Origin of the sequence: Stenotrophomonas sp. TWI700 (assembly GCF_039673645.1) — a bacterium.
GTDB lineage: Bacteria > Pseudomonadota > Gammaproteobacteria > Xanthomonadales > Xanthomonadaceae > Stenotrophomonas > Stenotrophomonas maltophilia_AA.
Genome location: NZ_JBDJMB010000015.1, coordinates 1 through 18,454, shown reverse-complemented (window position 1 = coordinate 18,454; position 18,454 = coordinate 1). Strand labels below are relative to the sequence as shown.

At 67.5% G+C, this 18,454-nt stretch carries 13 protein-coding genes; 4 read left to right on the top strand and 9 right to left on the bottom strand.

All coding sequences use genetic code 11. From position 1 onward, the window contains the following. Positions 1-2 precede the first annotated feature (2 nt). The 3 genes from ABE473_RS11985 to ABE473_RS11975 all read left to right on the top strand — a co-directional run bounded on the left by ABE473_RS11985 (position 3) and on the right by ABE473_RS11975 (position 5,478). Complete coding sequence (locus ABE473_RS11985) at positions 3-1,148, top strand: efflux RND transporter periplasmic adaptor subunit (RefSeq protein ID WP_346489630.1); 1,146 nt, start codon at positions 3-5, stop codon at positions 1,146-1,148. Positions 1,149-1,152: 4 nt separating this feature from the next. Next, positions 1,153-4,323 carry an efflux RND transporter permease subunit gene (locus tag ABE473_RS11980; protein ID WP_346489629.1) on the top strand — a complete coding sequence of 1,057 codons (3,171 nt, stop codon included), beginning with the start codon at positions 1,153-1,155 and terminating at the stop codon, positions 4,321-4,323. Positions 4,324-4,437: 114 nt separating this feature from the next. Then, on the top strand, positions 4,438-5,478 hold the full coding sequence (locus ABE473_RS11975; RefSeq protein WP_346489628.1) for a hypothetical protein: 1,041 nt from the start codon (positions 4,438-4,440) through the stop codon (positions 5,476-5,478). A 27-nt stretch (positions 5,479-5,505) separates the two neighbouring features. Here ABE473_RS11975 and gdhA read toward each other — a convergent pair whose 3' ends face one another. The 9 genes from gdhA to ilvC all read right to left on the bottom strand — a co-directional run bounded on the left by gdhA (position 5,506) and on the right by ilvC (position 15,859). Continuing rightward, positions 5,506-6,849: an NADP-specific glutamate dehydrogenase gene (gene gdhA, locus ABE473_RS11970; protein ID WP_346489627.1), complete on the bottom strand. Its 1,344-nt coding sequence runs from the start codon at positions 6,847-6,849 to the stop codon at positions 5,506-5,508. Positions 6,850-6,957: 108 nt separating this feature from the next. Beyond that, positions 6,958-8,019, bottom strand: coding sequence for a 3-isopropylmalate dehydrogenase (gene leuB, locus ABE473_RS11965; RefSeq protein ID WP_346489626.1), 1,062 nt, complete (start codon positions 8,017-8,019; stop codon positions 6,958-6,960). Continuing rightward, on the bottom strand, positions 8,009-8,587 hold the full coding sequence (gene leuD / locus ABE473_RS11960; protein WP_346478899.1) for a 3-isopropylmalate dehydratase small subunit: 579 nt from the start codon (positions 8,585-8,587) through the stop codon (positions 8,009-8,011). The genes leuB and leuD overlap by 11 nt, the downstream gene beginning before the upstream one ends. Continuing rightward, positions 8,587-10,008, bottom strand: a complete 1,422-nt coding sequence (gene leuC / locus ABE473_RS11955; RefSeq protein ID WP_346489625.1) for a 3-isopropylmalate dehydratase large subunit — start codon at positions 10,006-10,008, stop codon at positions 8,587-8,589. The genes leuD and leuC overlap by 1 nt, the downstream gene beginning before the upstream one ends. A gap of 39 nt (positions 10,009-10,047) precedes the next feature. After that, complete coding sequence (locus ABE473_RS11950) at positions 10,048-11,595, bottom strand: 2-isopropylmalate synthase (protein WP_346489624.1); 1,548 nt, start codon at positions 11,593-11,595, stop codon at positions 10,048-10,050. Between the two features lie 2 nt (positions 11,596-11,597). Further along, positions 11,598-12,695 (bottom strand): threonine dehydratase, encoded by a 1,098-nt coding sequence (locus tag ABE473_RS11945; RefSeq protein ID WP_176988490.1) that lies wholly within the window; start codon positions 12,693-12,695, stop codon positions 11,598-11,600. 177 nt (positions 12,696-12,872) lie between these two features. Then, positions 12,873-13,127, bottom strand: a complete 255-nt coding sequence (locus ABE473_RS11940) for an ACT domain-containing protein (RefSeq protein ID WP_019183810.1) — start codon at positions 13,125-13,127, stop codon at positions 12,873-12,875. After that, positions 13,111-14,844, bottom strand: a complete 1,734-nt coding sequence (gene ilvG, locus ABE473_RS11935) for an acetolactate synthase 2 catalytic subunit (RefSeq protein WP_346489623.1) — start codon at positions 14,842-14,844, stop codon at positions 13,111-13,113. Before ilvG ends, ABE473_RS11940 begins: the two co-directional genes overlap by 17 nt. Positions 14,845-14,884: 40 nt before the next feature. Further along, complete coding sequence (ilvC, locus tag ABE473_RS11930) at positions 14,885-15,859, bottom strand: ketol-acid reductoisomerase (protein ID WP_070473592.1); 975 nt, start codon at positions 15,857-15,859, stop codon at positions 14,885-14,887. Between the two features lie 655 nt (positions 15,860-16,514). On the opposite strand from ilvC, the gene ggt reads away from it, so the two are divergent. Continuing rightward, entirely contained in the window at positions 16,515-18,233 is a 1,719-nt protein-coding gene (ggt, locus tag ABE473_RS11925; protein ID WP_346489622.1) for a gamma-glutamyltransferase, read from the top strand. The last annotated feature ends 221 nt before the right edge of the window (positions 18,234-18,454 follow it).

Genomic DNA, 18,454 nt, shown 5'->3' with positions numbered 1-18,454 from the left:
TCATGAACAACATGCGATGGATGGGTGGTGGGTTGCTGGCGATCGCGCTGGCAGCATGTGGCAAGCAGGACGCCGAGCCGGTGGCGCCGATCCCGGTGCTGGTGGTCCACCCCGGGACCGTGGCCGGGCAGGAACTGGCCGCGTATCCCGGTGAGATCCGGGCCCGCCAGGAGAGCCCGCTGTCGTTCCGGGTCGGGGGCAACCTGATCAAGCGCCATGTCGATGCCGGCCAGCGCGTGCGCAAGGGCCAGCTGCTGGCCGAGCTGGATGCCGCCGACTACGCCTCCCAGGCCAGTGCCTCGCAGGCCCAGCTCGCTGCCGCCGAAGCCGATCTGATCCGCGCCCGCGATGATCAGAAGCGTTACGCGACACTTGCCGAGCAGCAGCTGGTCAGCCAGTCCGCGCTGGACAGCCAGACCGCCGCGTTCAAGGCCGCGCAGGGCCAGGCCAATGCCGCCCGCGCGAATCTGGCCGTGGCCCGCAACCAGGCCGAGTACGCGCAGCTGCGTGCGCCGGCCGACGGCGTGATCGCCAGCCGCCAGGCCGAAGCCGGGCAGGTGGTCAGCGCCGGGCAGACCGTGTTCACCCTGGCCGCTGATGGCGGCCGTGAAGTCGTGATCGCGCTGCCGGAAAGCACCATCCGCGATTACCAGGTCGGCCAGCCGGTGCAGGTGGAACTGTGGAACCGCCCGGGCCAGCTGCTGGCCGGCACGATCCGTGAGATCGCCCCGGCCGCCGATGCGCAGGCGCGGACCTACGCCACCCGCGTCAGCCTGGCGCCGGAAGCCTTGACCGAAGTAGAGCTGGGCCAGAGCGCACGCGTGTTCGCCGCGGCCGGCCGCCAGGGCACGCTGCAGCTGCCGCTGGCGGCAGTACAGCGCGGCGCCGATGGACGCAGCAGTGTGTGGGTGGTCGATCCGGCCAAGCGCACATTGAAAGCCACGCCGGTGACGGTCGGTGCGTACGCCGTGGAATCCGTTCCGGTGCTGAGCGGGGTGAACGCGAACGATTGGGTGGTTGCCGCCGGCGGCCACCTGCTGCGCGAGGGCCAGCCGGTGACGGCGGTGGACCGTCAGAACCGCCCGGTGCTGGCACCGGCCGCCAAGCCTGCCGCGCCTGCCGCGCCTGCCGCCGGCAAGGGGAACTGATCCCGTGCGCCGCTTCAATCTCTCCGAATGGGCGCTGGGCAACCGGCCACTGGTGCTGTTTGCGATGCTGGCCTTCGCGATCATCGGCGCGTGGTCGTACAAGCACCTGGGCCAGTCCGAGGATCCACCGTTCACCTTCAAAGTGATGGTGGTGCGGACGAATTGGCCCGGCGCGACCGCCGAACAGGTCTCACGCCAGGTCACCGAGCCGATCGAAAAAGCGCTGCTGAACACCGGGCAGTACGAGTTCATCCGCTCCTACTCGCGCCCGGGCGAATCGCAGGTGATCTTCGTGGCGCGCGACAGCCTGCGTTCCAAGGCGATTCCCGACCTGTGGTACCAGGTGCGCAAACGCGTGGGCGACATCAAGCCGACCCTGCCGCGCGAAATCGTCGGACCGTTCTTCAACGACGAGTTCGGCGACACCTTCGGCAACATCTACGCGTTGACCGGGCAGGGCTTCGACTACGCGGTGATGCGCGACTACGCCGATCGCATCCAGCTGGAACTGCAGCGCGTGCCCGACGTGGGCAAGATCGAGCTGGAAGGCCTGCAGGACGAGAAGGTCTGGATCGAGCTGTCCAACACCAAGCTGGCCACCCTGGGTGTGTCGCTGCAGCAGGTGCAGCAGGCATTGGCCGACCAGAATGCCATTGCCGCCACCAGCTTCTTTGAAACCCCGACCGACCGGGTGCAGCTGCGCGTCACCGGCCAGTTCCAGAGCGTGGAGGACATCCGCAGCTTCCCGATCCAGGCCGGCGACCGTACCGTGCACCTGGGCGACATCGCCGAGATCAAACGCGGTTTCGCCGATCCGGCGTCGCCGAAGATGCGCTTCATGGGCGAAGACGCGATCGGCATCGCCGTGGCGATGAAGGACGGCGGCGACATCCTCAAACTGGGCAGTACCCTGGATGCCGAGTTCGAACGACTGCAGAAGACACTGCCGGCCGGCATGCAGCTGCGCAAGGTCTCCGACCAGCCGCATGCGGTGGAGGAGTCCGTCGGCGAGTTCGTGCAGGTGCTGACCGAAGCGGTGGTGATCGTGCTGCTGGTGAGCTTCTTCTCGCTCGGCCTGCGCACCGGCCTGGTGGTGGGCGTGACCATTCCGCTGGTGCTGGCGATGACGTTCTTCGTCATGCATTACTTCGGCATCGGCCTGCACAAGATTTCCCTCGGCGCGCTGGTGCTGGCGCTGGGCCTGCTGGTGGACGATGCGATCATCGCGGTGGAGATGATGGCCACCAAGATGGAGCAGGGCTACGACCGCCTGCGTGCGGCCAGCTTCGCGTGGGAGTCGACCGCGTTCCCGATGCTGACCGGCACGCTGATCACTGCGGCCGGCTTCCTGCCGATCGCCACGGCCGCCTCCAGCACGGGCGAATACACCCGCTCGCTGTTCCAGGTGGTGACCATCGCGCTGGTGGTGTCGTGGATCGCCGCGGTGTTGTTCATCCCGTACCTGGGCGACAAGATGTTGCCGGACCTGTTCAATCCGCAGCCGCCCAAGCCGGACAGCCTGGCGGGGCGCTGGCATGCCCGTCGCCTGCGGTGGGCCGACCGCCATCCCGCGTTCGCGCGCTGGATCGCGCCGAAGGTGCATGCGCACGACCACGATCCTTACCAGCGTCCGTTCTATGTGCGCTTCCGCAGGTTCCTCGATGTGTGCCTGCGCCATCGCTGGTGGGTGATCGCCGCCACGGCCGCCCTGTTCGTGTTCTCGCTGCTGATCTTCCGCTTCGTGCCCCAGCAGTTCTTCCCGGATTCGACCCGCCCGGAACTGATGGTGGACATCGAACTGGCCGAGGGTGCCTCGTTGCAGGCGACCCAGGCCCAGGCGGCCAAGCTGGAAAAGCTGCTCAAGGACCGCGCGGGCATCAGCAACTATGTGGCCTACGTCGGCACCGGCTCGCCGCGTTTCTACCTGCCGTTGGACCAGCAGTTGCCGGCCACCAACTTCTCGCAGTTCGTGGTGCTGACTGAAAATGCAACAGCACGTGAGGCGACCCGCGACTGGCTGCTCAAGGACGTGATTCCGCAGTTCCCGGACGTGCAGATGCGCGTGACCCGTCTGGAGAACGGCCCTCCGGTCGGCTACCCGGTGCAGATGCGCATCTCCGGCGAGCATATCGCGCAGGTGCAGGCCATTGCCCGCCAGGTGGAAGCCAAGGTGCGCGCAAACCCGCACGTGATGAACGTCAACCTGGACTGGAGCGAGCCGAGCAAAGTAGTACGGCTGGTGATCGACCAGGACCGTGCACGCGCACTGGGTGTGAGCAGCGCGCAGGTGAGCCAGCTGCTGGGCACCTCGTTGTCGGGCATGAGCGTGAGCACCTACCGGGAGGGCAACCGCCTGATCGAGATGCTGCTGCGTGGCCCGGACAACGAACGCGTGCGGCTGGACATGCTGGGCAGCCTGGCCATTCCGACCGCCAGCGGCACCTCGGTGACGCTGTCCCAGGTGGCACGCCTGGAGTATGTGTTCGAGGACGGCATCATCTGGCACCGCAACCGCTTGCCGACGGTGACCGTGCGTGCCGACATTGCCGACGCGAAGCAGCCGCTGGACGTGGTGCAGCAGATCCTGCCGACGCTGGAGGACATCCGTGCCCAGCTGCCGTCCGGCTACCTGCTTGAAACCGGCGGCACGGTGGAGGATTCCACCCGCGGCCAGGATTCGATCAAGGCCGGCATGCCGCTGTTCCTGATCGTGGTGGCGACCTTGCTGATGCTGCAGCTGCGCAGCTTCTCGCGTGCGGCGATGGTGCTGGTCACCGCGCCGCTGGGCATCATCGGCGCGACCCTGTTCCTGCTGCTGTTCCGCGCGCCGTTCGGCTTCGTGGCGCTGCTGGGGACGATCGCGCTGGCCGGCATGATCATGCGCAACTCGGTGATCCTGATCGATCAGATCCAGCAGGACATCGATGCCGGCCACGACCGCTGGCACGCGATCATCGATGCCACCGTGCGCCGCTTCCGCCCGATCGTGCTGACCGCGCTCGCCGCGGTGCTGGCGATGATCCCGCTGTCGCGCAGTGCGTTCTACGGCTCGATGGCGATCTCGATCATGGGCGGTCTGATCGTCGGCACCGTGCTGACCCTGGTGTTCCTGCCGGCGCTGTATGCGGCGTGGTTCCGGGTGAAGCCGGACGAGGCGAAGACCAGCGAAGGCTAAGGGATGATGAAGCCGGCCGATGGCCGGCTTCATTCTTTCGGCGCAACGTGACTGCCTGCCGTCTTCGCGATAGTGGCAAGCGTAAAATGCACATCGGATTTCCTTCGGTCGCGCATGATGCCGCTACGTTTTTTCTCTCCGCTCGCTGCTGCCGCGGCCGTCGCCGTGTCGATGGCCGGTGCGCCGCCAGTGCAGGCGAACACCGCTGCCAGCTTCCAGCGCGATCTCGTCGCGCTCCTGGAATGCCGTGCCTCACCGGCGGCAATGCAGGCGGTGACGACGGCGCTGCGTGGCGCACGGTACGGCACGCCGCTGGAGCGTCCGGCCCATCTGCAGGGCTGGGGCTTCACGCGCAGCGGTGACGGGGACGACACGACGACGTTCATCGACATGCCGGACGCGTTGACGGTGCACGGCATCACAACGCACCGCGTGGTGGCCGATGACATGGGCTTCTCGATTCCCGTCGATGCCGGGCAGCGCGCCCGCATCGTCAGCGGGAACGGGCTGCGGCTGCGGTCGAGCAACCTGCGTGAGCCGTTCCAGGTCTGGTCGGCACCAGAGGCATCGGGCGATGCGTCATTGCCTGCCGCACTCGTGGTGCGCAGCGATGGGGAGGGCTATCGGGTGGGATGTGACTATCCCGGTCCGATGCGCGAGGCGCGTGTTCCACCCCGACTGCGCGAGACGGCCTCGGTCAGTGATATTGGCGCGGCGCTCGAATGTCGGGCGGACGACGCTGCCATGCAGCGCATCGCGAACATGTGGGAGCGTGTTTCCGAACTGTCGCCGCTGGCGTGGCCGGCCAATGTCAGCGCGGTGGCCTCGCGTGACTACGCTGTCGGCGGGCAGACGATGTCTCTCCTAGCCGTCATGCTGGACCACCCTGTGATGCTGCAGGGGCTGCCCGTGCAGTCGCTCGGCATCGCCCAAGGGGGTTATTTCGCGGACATGGGCGATGCGCCGCTGAAGGCGGTGCTCGGTGCCACTGGCCTGGGCGCGGCGGATCGTCAGGCGGAAGGGTACTGGATGCGCGAAGGAACGCGGGAGGCATCCTCCGGATACACGCGCGTGCGGGGATTCAGCGTGATACCCACCGACAGCGGTGCCGTGCTGGCCGGCTGTATGACGAGCGAGGTCCGCTCGGCGGACTGATCGCTGCGCCCGTTCATCGGTCTGCCCTCAGTACACGCCCTGGGCCAGCATCGCATCGGCCACTTTGACGAAACCCGCGATGTTGGCGCCATCCACATAGTTCACGCTGCCGTCGGCGCGCTTGCCGTGGCGCACGCAGTGGGCGTGGATGTCCTTCATGATCCCGTGCAGGCGCTCGTCGACATCGGCGTGATGCCAGGACAGGCGCTGCGCGTTCTGGCTCATTTCCAGCCCCGAGGTGGCCACGCCGCCGGCATTGCTGGCCTTGCCCGGTGCGTACAGGGTGCCGGACGCGAGGAAGACGTCCACCGCCTCCAGCGTGGAGGGCATGTTGGCGCCTTCGGCCACGCACAGCACACCGTTGTCGACCAGGGCGCGGGCATCATCTTCGTCCAGTTCATTCTGGGTGGCGCAGGGCAGGGCGATCTCGGCTGGGATGTGCCAGGGACGCTTGCCCTCCAGGTACTCGAAGCGTTTGTCGTCGGCCAGCTCGGCCAAGCAACCACGGCGCTCGTTGCGCAGTTCCACCACCTCCTGCAGCGCCGCGTCATCGAAGCCATCGCGGGCGTACAGCGTGCCGCCGGAATCGGAGAGCGTGAGCACTGTCGCGCCCAGCTCGATGGCCTTGATCGCGGCATGCTGGGCGACGTTGCCGGCGCCGGAAATCAACACCTTCGCACCATCGGTATCGCGACGGGCATGGTGCAGCATCTGCTCGACGAAGTAGACCGTGCCGAAGCCGGTCGCTTCCGGACGCATCAGGCTGCCACCGTAGGAGAGGCCCTTGCCGGTGAACACGCAGGAGGCATCGTTGGTGATCTTCTTCATCATGCCGGTCATGTAGCCGACCTCGCGCGGGCCGACGCCGATGTCGCCGGCCGGCACGTCAGTATCGGCACCGAGGTGGCGGTGCAGTTCCAGCATCAAGGCCTGGCAGAAGCGCATCACTTCGGCATCGCTGCGGCCTTTCGGATTGAAATCCGCGCCACCCTTGCCACCGCCCATCGGCAGAGTCGTCAGCGCGTTCTTCAGGGTCTGCTCGAAGGCAAGGAACTTCAGGATCGACTGGTTGACCGACGGATGGAAGCGCATGCCGCCCTTGAACGGGCCGATCGCCGAACTGTGCTGCACGCGCCAGCCGCGATTCACATGGGTCCTGCCAGCGTCATCGGCCCAGGCCACGCGGAACTGGATCACCCGCTCCGGCTCCACCAGCCGCTCCAGCAGGCCGTGTTCCAGGTAGCGGGGATGACGCTCCAGGAACGGCCACAGGCTCTGGATCACTTCTTTCACGGCCTGCAGGAATTCCGGCTGATGCGGATCGCGCTGGGCCACGTGGTTGAGAAAATCGGCAGCGGAACGAGAGTTCAAAGGCTTTCCTTGTTGGGGGCCAGCCGCTGGCAGCGACGTGGCCGACGGGACAGGGAGGCCTTGCGGGATGTACAGACAGGAACGCGGCCTCAGGCCGCGTTCGTACGGTCATTGCAGCTTGGCAAGGACCGCGTCGGTGGCTGCGGCGGTACTCACCGCAAAACCCTTGGCGGCGAGATCGGCGGTGAATACGCCGTCATCCAGCACGGCATATACCGCTGCCTCGACCGTAGCAGCCTCGTCTTCCAGCCCCAGTGAATGCCGCAGCAGCATCGCAGCGCTGAAGATCGTGGCATACGGATTGGCGATGCCCTTGCCGGCGATGTCCGGCGCCGAGCCGTGGATCGGTTCGTAGATGCCGACCGCACCGGGCTCGCCCAGCGAGGCCGAGGGCAGCAGACCGAGCGAGCCGGCCAGCATCGAGGCTTCATCGGTGAGGATGTCGCCGAACATGTTCTCGGTCACGATCACGTCGTACTCGCGCGGCTTGGCCAGCAGGTGCATGGCCATCGAATCGACCAGCTGGTGCTCCAGCGCGATCTCCGGGAATTCTTCGCGGCCGATCCGCGCGGCGACGTCGCGCCACAGGCGCGAGGTTTCCAGCACGTTGGCCTTGTCCACCGAGGTAAGCTTGCCGCGTCGGGTCTGTGCCAGCCGGAACGCGGTGCGCATGACGCGCTCGATCTCGCCCACGCTGTAGCTGCACAGGTCGCTGGCGGTGTCGGCGGTGCGGGTCTTCTCACCGAAATAGATGCCGCCGGTCAGTTCGCGCACGACGACGAAGTCCACGCCTTCCAGCAGTTCGGCCTTGATCGGCGAGGCGCCGAGCGCGGCCGCGTGCGTGCGCACCGGGCGCAGGTTGGCGTACAGCCCCAGTGCCTTGCGGATCGCCAGCAGGCCTTGTTCCGGGCGCACCTTGGCATTGGGATCGGACCACTTCGGACCGCCCACCGCACCGAGCAGGATGGCGTCCGCCTTGCGGCACGCCTCCAGCGTGGTGGCCGGCAGCGGCTCGCCGTGGCGATCGATGGCGATGCCACCGATGTCGTGTTCCTGGAACCCGAAGGTGTGCCCGAAACGGGTGGCGACGGCCTCCAGCACCGCCACGGCGGCGGCGGCGACTTCCGGACCGATGCCGTCACCCGGCAATACGACAATCTCAGCGTGCATGTTCACTCTCGTAACGTTCAATGTCAGGGGTACGACCCAACAGATACCCCAATTGGTCCACGCCTTCCAGCAGGCAGGTCTGCGAGAAGCCGTCCAGCGGGAAGGCATACACGCGTCCATCGGGCGTGCGCAGTTCGCGCGCGGCCACGTCGATGGTCAGTGCGTCATCCGGGCGCTGCATCAGCGTCTGCACATCGGCCTCGTCCAGCACGATCGGCAGTAGGCCGTTCTTCAGCGAATTGCCGCGGAAGATATCGGCGATCTCGCTGCTGACGATGGCGCGCAGGCCCAGGTCGGTCAGTGCCCACGGCGCATGCTCACGCGAGGAGCCGCAGCCGAAGTTGCGGCCGGCCAGCAGGATGCTGCGGCCGGCGTTGTGCGGCTGGTTGAAGGCGAACGCCGGGTTCGGCACGCCCTCGCTCTGCCAGCGCCAATCATTGAAGGCGTACTTGCCCAGGCCGACGCGCTCGGTGGTGGACAGAAAGCGCGCCGGAATGATCTGGTCGGTATCGATGTTGGTCTCGCGCAGCACCACGCTGGTCGAGGTCAGGGTACGGAAGCCGCTCATCAGGCCACCTCCAGCGTGGCATACAGTTCGCGTGGGTCGGCCACGCGGCCGTTCACCGCGGCCCAGGCGGCCGTCATCGGCGAGGCCAGCAGGGTGCGCGAGCCGGGCCCTTGGCGGCCTTCGAAATTGCGGTTGCTGGTGCTGACCGCCAGTTGGCCCGGCGCGACGAGATCGCCGTTCATGGCGATGCACATCGAACAGCCCGGCTCGCGCCATTCGGCACCGGCCGCGCGCACGATCACATCGATGCCTTCGGCTTCGGCCTGGCGCTTGACGATTTCCGAGCCCGGCACCACCAGCATGCGTACGCTCGGGGCGACGCGGCGGCCCTGCAGCACCTGCGCCACTTCGCGCATGTCGCTCAGGCGGCCGTTGGTGCAGGAACCGACGAAGACCACATCCACCGGCGTGCCGGCCAGGGTCTGCCCGGCGTGGAAGTGCATGTAGTCCAGACCCTTCTGCGCGGCAGCGTCGTTGGCCGCCGGGATCGGCTGGTCCACGGCGATGGCGGTGCCGGGGTGGGTGCCCCAGGTCAGGGTCGGGCGGATGTCGGCGGCATCGATGTGGACCTCCACGTCGAAGCGCGCACCGGCATCGCTGCGCAGCTGCGACCACGCGTTGACGGCGGCATCGAAGTCGGCGCCCTTGGGGCCACGCGGGGTGGCGGCCACCCAGTCGAAGGTGATCTGGTCGGGGGCGACCATGCCGGCACGCGCGCCAGCTTCGATGGACATGTTGCACAACGTCATGCGCTGCTCCATGTCCATCGCTTCGATCGCGCTGCCGCGGAACTCCAGCACATGACCGGTGCCACCGTTGACGCCGATCACGCCGATGATGTGCAGCACCACGTCCTTGGCGCCGACGCCCTGGGCCAGCACGCCATCGACCGTGATCGCCATGGTCCTGGCTTTGCGTTGCAGCAGGCACTGGGTGGCCAGCACATGGCCGACCTCGCTGGTGCCGATACCGAAGGCCAGCGCGCCGAACGCTCCATGCGTGGAGGTGTGGCTGTCGCCGCAGACGATGGTCATGCCCGGCTGGGTGAAGCCCTGCTCGGGGGCGATCACGTGCACGATGCCGCGGCTGGCCGACTGCAGGTCGAACAGTTCGATGCCATGTTCCGCGCAGTTGGCGGCCAGCATCGCCACCTGTGCTTCGGAGGCGGCGCTGGCGTAGGGCAGCTTACCGTCGGCACCGGCCGGCAGGGTCGGGGTGGAGTGGTCCATCGTCGCCTTGGTCCGGTCCGGCCGGCGCGGGGAGAGGCCGCGCTCGCGCAGTTCGGTGAAGGCCTGCGGGGAGGTCACTTCATGGATCAGGTGCAGGTCGATGTACAGCACGGCGGGCGCGCTGTCGGTCTCGGGAACGACGACGTGGGCATCCCACAGTTTGTCGTACAGGGTGCGGGGAGCTGGGGTCATGGACTGGCCTTGCTGCGGTTCGGGGTGCTTCATGGGTGCTCAGGCCGCGGCGGTCGCCGCGGGCTGTTCGGTCGTCGCGTTGCGCTGGCGCAGCAGGCGGTTGGCCACTTCCAGCCACGCCAGCGCGGAGGCTTCGATGATGTCGCGGCTGGTGCCGGTGCCTTCGTACTCCACGCCCTCGTGGCGCACGCTCAGGTTGGCTTCGCCGCGCGCATCGGCGCCGATGCCCACACTGTGCACGTGGTAGCTGTCCAGCATCAACTGCACGCCGGTGGCGGCCGACAGTGCACCGAACAACGCATCGACCGGACCATCGCCCTGCGCCGTCTCGGCAACGCGGTTGCCCTCCGGGTCGGACAGCTCGACCAGCGCATTGGCGCGGCTGCCGACATCGCTGATCGTCATCGAGGCCAGGCGGTAGCCGTTCTGGGTGGCGTTGCCCTGCATCAGGGTCTGCAGGTCGGCATCGGTCACCACGCGCTGCTGCTCGCACAGCGCCTTGAACTGCTCGAAGACCACCTTCAGTTCTTCCTCTTCCAGCCAGAAACCCAGCGCACGCAGGCGCTGGTCGACCGCGGCGCGGCCACTGTGGCGGCCCAGCACCATCTGCGAGGACTCCCAGCCCACGTCTTCCGGACGCATGATTTCGTAGGTGCCACGGTGGCGCAGCATGCCGTGCTGGTGGATGCCCGACTCATGCGCGAAGGCGTTGGCGCCGACGATCGCCTTGTTGCGCTGGACCGGCATGCCGACCAGGCGCTGCAGCAGCTGCGAGGTGCCGACGATGCGCGGCGTATGGATCCGCGTGTCTTCTTCGTAGAAGGCGTTGCGTACCTTCAGCACCATGGCGATCTCTTCCAGCGAGCAGTTGCCGGCGCGTTCGCCGATGCCGTTGATGGTGCATTCGACCTGGCGCGCGCCGCCTTCGATGGCGGCCAGTGAGTTGGCCACGGCCAGGCCCAGATCGTTGTGGCAGTGCGCGCTGAAGATGATGCGGTCGCTGTCCGCCACGCCGGCGATCACGCGCTGGAACATCCCGCGGATTTCTTCCGGTGTGGTGAAGCCGACGGTGTCGGGCAGGTTGATGGTGGTCGCACCGGCAGCCACGGCCACGCGGGCGACCTCGATCAGGAAGTCCTCCTCGGTGCGCGTGGCGTCTTCCGCGGAAAACTCGACGTCATCCACATAGCCACGGGCCAGGCTGACGTGCTTGTGGACCGATTCCAGCACCTGCTCGCGGGTCATGCGCAGCTTGTGCTCGCGATGCAGCGGGCTGGTCGACAGGAAGACATGCAGGCGCGCGTTCGCTGCGGCCTCCAGCGCCTTGGCCGAGGTTTCGATATCGGCAGCCAGGCAGCGTGACAGCACGGCCAGGGTCGGGCGGCGCACTTCGCGGGCGATCATCGCCATGGCTTCGCGGTCGGACTGGGAGCTGGCCGGGAAGCCGGTTTCCATGACGTCCACGCCCAGTTCGTCCAGTGCGCGGGCCATCACCAGCTTCTGCTGCGGGCTCATGCTGCAGCCGGGCGATTGCTCGCCATCGCGCAGGGTGGTGTCGAAAATTCTAATGCGGGGGGAGTTGGGCATGGTCACCAGGAGGTCTCCTCGACAGCAATGTCGGATGGAATGGCAGAGGTAGGAATCGAAACGGATATCGGGGGTGTCGCGAGCACGGTTGGTAGGGGCGGGCGTGTTCGCTCGCTGGCGCGGCGGCGCGGTTTGCGCGGGGGACGGGGACGGATGTCGGCCAGCAGCTGGGCCAGTACCAGCGCATCGATGTTGCCGCCGGAGACCACGGCGCACTTGCGCTTGCCGGCGACACGGCGGCCGGCAGCCAGCGCCAGCGCACCAGCCCCTTCGGCGATCACGTGTTCTTCCAGCGCCAGCCGCACCAGGGTTTCGCGCAGCTCGGCTTCACGCACGATCACCACGTCGTCCAGCAGCGCGCTGCACAGCCGGCGGGTCAGGAAGCCGGGGATCTTTACCTTGACGCCGTCGGCCAGGGTGGCGACCGGGGCGATCTCGCGTACGTCGCCGCGCATGGCGCGGGCCATCGAATCGACGCCCTCGACCTGCGCACCGACGATGCGCACGCCCTGTGATTTCAGCGCCAGCGCCACGCCGGACGCCAATCCACCGCCGCCGATCGGCACGATCACCACGTCCGGGGCGTGCGGCGCCAGCTCGATGCCCAGGGTGCCCTGGCCGGCGATCACGTCGGGGTCGTCGAAGGCGGACAGGAAGCGGTAACCGTGCTGGTCGGCCAGCGCGCGGGCGAAGGCGTAGGCCTCGTCGTAGCTCTCCCCGTGCTGGCGGACAGTCGCGCCCCAATGCGCCACGCCGGCGATCTTCGTGGCCGGTGCGCCGTGCGGCATCACCGTGATCGCCGGAATGTTCAAGCGGTAGGCGGCCCAGGCCACGCCCTGGGCGTGGTTGCCGGCTGAGGCACAGATGACCGGGCGGTCATCGCCGCGTTCGCGGCCGGCCAGCAGGGCGTTCAGTGCACCGCGCACCTTGTAGGAGCCGGTGCGCTGCAGGTTCTCCAGCTTCAGCCAGACGCCGAAGCGCTCGGCGTAATGCAGCGGCGTGGGCGGCAGGAAGCGGCGCAGCCGCGCCTGCGCGGCCAGCACATCGGCGACGCTTACGTCGCCTACATCCGGTTCCTGCGGGGTACGGCTAGCCGGCATCACGCACCCGGCCATGGTCATCGTCGCGGAGCGACGCGCGCTGCCACGGCGCACGGTGCGACGTCGTGCCTCCTGCAGCGCGGTGCGACGTTGTGCATCCTGCACGCGCACCATTTGCACATCCATGTGCTGCAAGAAGACACCTCCGTACCGGCACCGATGCAACGGTGCGGGCGTTCATGCGGATACTCCCGGTTCCAGCGCGCTGATGCGCACCGAAACACAGTCGTAGATCTTCTCGATCTGGCGGCGCAGCGTTTCCGGCGGACGCGTGCTGTCCACTACCAGCTGCAGGTGCCAGCGGCCATCATCGGCGGCGTTGGGCGCACCGGCGATCGCGCGCGGCGCGAAGCCGCGGCGTTCGGCCATGCCGATCACGCGCAGCAGCGCGCCTTCGGCGGGGGTCAGCACCAGGTCAAGCCGGTATTGCATTGGGGAACTCCTGGGACTGATGGGCGGGGTTGCTTTCCAGCATCGTGCTGTTGGCGTTGTTGGGCGGCACCAGCGGCCACACGTTGGCACGCGCATCGATGGCGACATGCAGCAGCGCCGGGCCGGGCTGGGCCAGCATCGCGGCCAGGCCACCTTCGACATCGTCACGCGCGTCGATGCGCGTGGCCGGAATGCCGAACACCTGGGCCAGCGCGGCGAAGTCCGGGTTGTCGGACAGATCGATCTCGCTGTAGCGCTCGGCGAAGAACAGCTCCTGCCACTGGCGGACCATACCCAGCGAGCTGTTGTCCAGCAGCACGATCTTCACCGGCAGGCGGCAGCGGGCGATGGTGACCAGCTCCTGGACGTTCATCATGAAACTGCCGTCGCCGGAGACCAGCACCACGGTGCGGTCGGGGCAGGCGAACTGCGCGCCCATCGCCGCCGGCAGGCCGAAGCCCATGGTGCCCAGCGCGCCGCTGGTCAGGTGGTTGCGCGGGTGGTTGAAGCGGCAATGCTGGGCGACCCACATCTGATGCTGGCCGACATCGCAGGCGATGATGGCGTCGCTCGGCGCCAGTTCGCTCAGGCGCTTCAGCAGCGCCGGGGCGTAGATGTGCTTGCCCGGCGCGTCGTAGCGCGGGGCGAAGCGTTCACGATGGCCCTGGCAGCGCTGGCGCCAGGCGTCCTGCGCAGCCGGTACCGTGGCGGCGGCGGTCAGCGCACGCAATGCCGTGCCGACATTGCCTGGCACCGCGATGTCGGCGGTGCGCAGCTTGGAGATCTCGTACGCATCGGCATCGATGTGCACGACGCGCGCAAACGGCGCGAACTCGTTCAACTTGCCGGTGGCGCGGTCATCGAAGCGTGCGCCGACCACGACCAGCAGATCGCTTTCCTGCACGGCCATGTTGGCCGCGCGGGTGCCATGCATGCCCAGCATGCCCAGGTAATGCGGATGCTGCGGCGGCAGCGCACCCAGCCCACGCAGGGTCAGCACGGTCGGGATACGGGTCGCCTCGACGAAGGCGCGGAAGTCCTCCACCGCATCGCCCAGCGCCACCCCGCCACCGGCATAGATCACCGGCTTCTCTGCCCCGGCGATCGCGGCGATGGTCTGCGCGATGGCCTCGTCCTGCGGCGCCGGCGGTGCGACCACGGTGGACGGCACGTGGTCGGGCAGGTGCGAAGCATCGGCCACCTGCACGTCCTTGGGCAGATCGATCAGCACCGGACCGGGACGGCCCTCGCGGGCGATCCGGAACGCATCGGCGACCACCTGTGGCAGGTCTTCGACCCGGCGCACCAGCCAGCTGTGCTTGACGATCGGCAGGGTCAGCCCGAACACGTCCAGTTCCTGGAACGCGTCGGTGCCCAGCAGCGGGGTGGCGACCTGGCCGGTGATGCAGACCATCGGCACCGAATCCAGCATCGCGTCGGCGATGCCGGTGACCAGGTTGGAGGCGCCCGGGCCGGAGGTGGCGACGCAGACGCCGACCCGGCCGCTGGCACGGGCGAAGCCGTTGGCGGCCAGGGCCGCGCCCTGCTCGTGGCGGACCAGGATGTGCTTCAGCCCGGAATCCACCAGGGCGTCATAGAACGGCATGATGGTGCCGCCCGGATAGCCGAACAGCGTATGCACGCCCTCGGCTTCCAGGGCCTGCGTCAACCAGCGTGCGCCGTTGCGGGGCGCGGTGCTGTGTGCGGAGGTATTCATGCGGTGACCTTTACGAAAGCGGGTGGGGGAGCCGCGCGTTTTACGCGGCTTGACTTTGCAACCAGACCATCTTGGCGCGCAGTTCCTTGCCTACCTTCTCGATCGGGTGCTCCAGGTCGGCCTGCTTGAATTTGTTGTAGTTCGGCAGGCCCGCTTCGTACTCGGCTACCCAGTTCTTGGTGAAGGTGCCGTTCTGGATATCGGTCAGCACGTCCTTCATGCGCGCCTTGGTGCCGGCGTCGATCACGCGCGGGCCGCTGACGTAGTCGCCGTACTGCGCGGTCTCGGAGATGAATTCCAGCATGCGGGTGATGCCGCCTTCGTAGAACAGGTCCACGATCAGCTTCAGTTCGTGCAGCACTTCGTAGTAGGCGATCTCCGGCTGGTAGCCCGCTTCGACCAGGGTTTCGAAACCGGCCTGCACCAGGGCCGACGCGCCGCCGCACAGCACCGCCTGTTCGCCGAACAGATCGGTTTCGGTCTCTTCCTTGAAGGTGGTCTGGATCAGGTTGGCGCGGGCGCCACCCAGGCCACCGGCGTAGGCCAGGGCGAACTCGGCGGCCTTGCCGCTCTTGTCCTGGTAGACCGCCCAGATGCACGGCACGCCGCGGCCGATCTCGTACTCGCGACGGACCAGCGCACCCGGGCCCTTCGGCGCGACCAGCACCACGTCCAGATCCTCGCGCGGTTTGATCATGTCGAAATGCACGTTCAGGCCATGCGCGAACAGCAGCACCGCCCCCTGTTTCATGTTCGGCGCGAGCACGTCTTCGTAGAGCTTCTTCTGCACCATGTCCGGGGTCAGCACGGCGACCAGGTCTGCGTCCTTGACCGCTTCGGCCGGGGCTTTGACGGTGAAACCGTCGGCCTGGGCCTTGACCTCGGTCGGACCGCCCGGGCGCAGCCCGACGACGACATCGAAGCCGGATTCACGCAGATTCAGCGCGTGCGCGCGGCCCTGGCTGCCGTAGCCGACAACAGCGATCTTGATCTGGGGCAGGTCGTTGGTGCTCATGGGGGAGGTCCTTTGGAGGCAAGAAAAAAGAGGGCCGACGGTCAGCGACGCGTCGGCCCATCAGGGGAAGGGGTGGCGCCGGCCCGGCCGCGACCACACGCGAACGCACCCGCCGTGGGGGCGGTGGGCATCGGCTGGCTTGAGGTGGGCTGGCGGGTCATGGTGGAAGGCAACTCGGAGGGGAGGATGGAAATCAAAGGGTTCTGAAACGAAAAAACCCGCACCTGGTCGGGTGCGGGTTTTGATGGATACCTGGCAGTCTTGCTTACACGCCGGTCCGTCCCGCACCTGTTGGTTGGGTAATAAGTACGAGGACGAGAAGCGAATGGACGGAGGCCGCGCCGTGGTCGGCGTGCTCGGTGGATTCGCGGGTGGCTGTGCGCTGCAACATGAGATCGAGAAAACCACACGGGTTTTGGCGGTGTCAACCCTGGGGACGCAATTTCCATCGGTTTCGCCTGCATCCACTGCAAGCCCCCGCCCTGCAAGGATGGTTGCGGTTGAAAACGTTCGGGTGAACCGGAATTCAGCATTTTGACGCGCCGTACTGCGCGGATTCGAGGCCTGGTTCCCTCGGTGCATGACCATGGTGGGATGTCATCCGGAGGCATCTGCCGCCACCATCGGGGGGCTACCACCCATCAGGAACCACCCCGTGTCCTCACGCCTTGCCCGCGGCCTGCTCGCCGCCGCCATCCTGTGTACGCTGCCCGCCGCCGTGAACGCCGCCGACCGGATCACCGGCCACACCTTCGCCACCCGCTCGGAGGTGATCGCCCCGCACGCGATGGCCGCCACCTCCCAGCCCCTGGCCACCCAGATCGCGCTGGACGTGATGAAGTCCGGCGGCTCGGCGGTCGATGCCGCGATCGCCGCCAATGCCGCCCTCGGCTTGATGGAGCCGACCGGCAACGGCGTCGGCGGTGACCTGTTCGCGATCGTGTGGGACCCCGGGACGCAGAAGCTCTACGGTTACAACGGCTCGGGCCGCTCGCCGAAGTCGCTGACCCTGGCCGAGTTCCAGCGCCGCGGGCTCAAGGAGATCCCGGCCACGGGTCCGCTGCCGGTCTCGGTGCCCGGCGCGGTCGACGGCTGGTTCGCCCTGCACGAACGCTTCGGCCGCAAGCCGATGGCCGACAACCTCGCCCCGGCGATCCGCTACGCCCGCGAAGGCCACCCGGTCGCCGAGGTCATCGCCTACTACTGGGGCCGCTCGGTCCCGCGGCTGTCCAAGTATCCCGGCTTCACCGAGCAGTTCACGATCGATGGCCATGCCCCGCGCAAGGGCGAGCTGTGGAAGAACCCGAACCTGGCGCACACCCTCGAGCAGATCGCCCAGGGCGGCCGCGACGCCTTCTACAAGGGTGACATCGCCCGCACCATCGGTACCTACTTCAAGGCCAACGGCGGCTACCTGAGCTACGACGACCTGGCCAGCCATCACGGCGAGTGGGTCGAGCCGGTGAGCAGCAATTACCGCGGCTACGATGTGTGGGAGCTGCCGCCGAACAGCCAGGGCATCGCCGCGCTGCAGATCCTCAACGTGCTGGAAGGCTACGACTTCTCGACGATTCCCTTCGGTTCACCGGAACATGTGCATCTGTTCGTGGAGGCCAAGAAGCTGGCCTTCGCCGACCGTGCGCGCTTCTACACCGACCCGGCCTTCCATCCGGCGCCGGTCGAAAGACTGATTTCCAAGGGCTACGCCGACGAGCGCCGCAAACTGATTTCGATGGACAAGGCCCTGGGCGAAGTGCAGCCGGGCACGCCGAAGCAGCTCAAGGAGGGCGACACGATCTACCTGACGGTCGCCGATGCGGACGGCATGATGGTCTCGCTGATCCAGTCCAATTACCGCGGCATGGGTAGCGGCATGGCGCCCCCGGGCCTGGGCTTCATCCTGCAGGACCGCGGCGAGATGTTCGTGCTGCAGAAGGATCACCCGAATGGCTATGCCCCGGGCAAGCGGCCGTTCCAGACGATCATCCCGGGTTTCGTCACCAAGGATGGCAAGCCGTGGATGAGCTTCGGGGTGATGGGCGGTGCGATGCAGCCGCAGGGCCATGCGCAGATCGTGATGAACATGGTCGACTTCGGGATGAATCTGCAGGAAGCCGGTGATGCGCCGCGCATCCAGCACGAGGGGTCGACGGAGCCGACCGGGCAGGCGACGGCGATGAGCGACGGGGGCGAGGTGAATCTGGAAACCGGCTTCCCGTATGAGACGGTGCGCGCGCTGATGCGCAAGGGCCACCGGGTGGTGTTCGCGGATGGTCCGTACGGTGGGTATCAGGCGATCCTGCGTGATCCGGAGACCGGGGTGTACTACGGCGCTTCGGAGAGCCGCAAGGATGGGCAGGCGGCGGGGTACTGATTCTCTCGCGCTCTGTAGCGCCGACGGCTGGTCGGTAGAAGCGCAGGGCAGAGCGCAGGGCAGAGCGCAGGGCAGAAGCGTAGAGCAGGGCGCGTTCGGGGTGCGGGTAGTGGCCGGCCTGGGTGGGTTGGCGGGGTTAACCGCCGGTGCCCCCCCCCCCCCCCGCCCCGCCCCCCCCCCCCAAGCCCCCGGAGCCGGCCCCCACAACACCCCCAAACGAC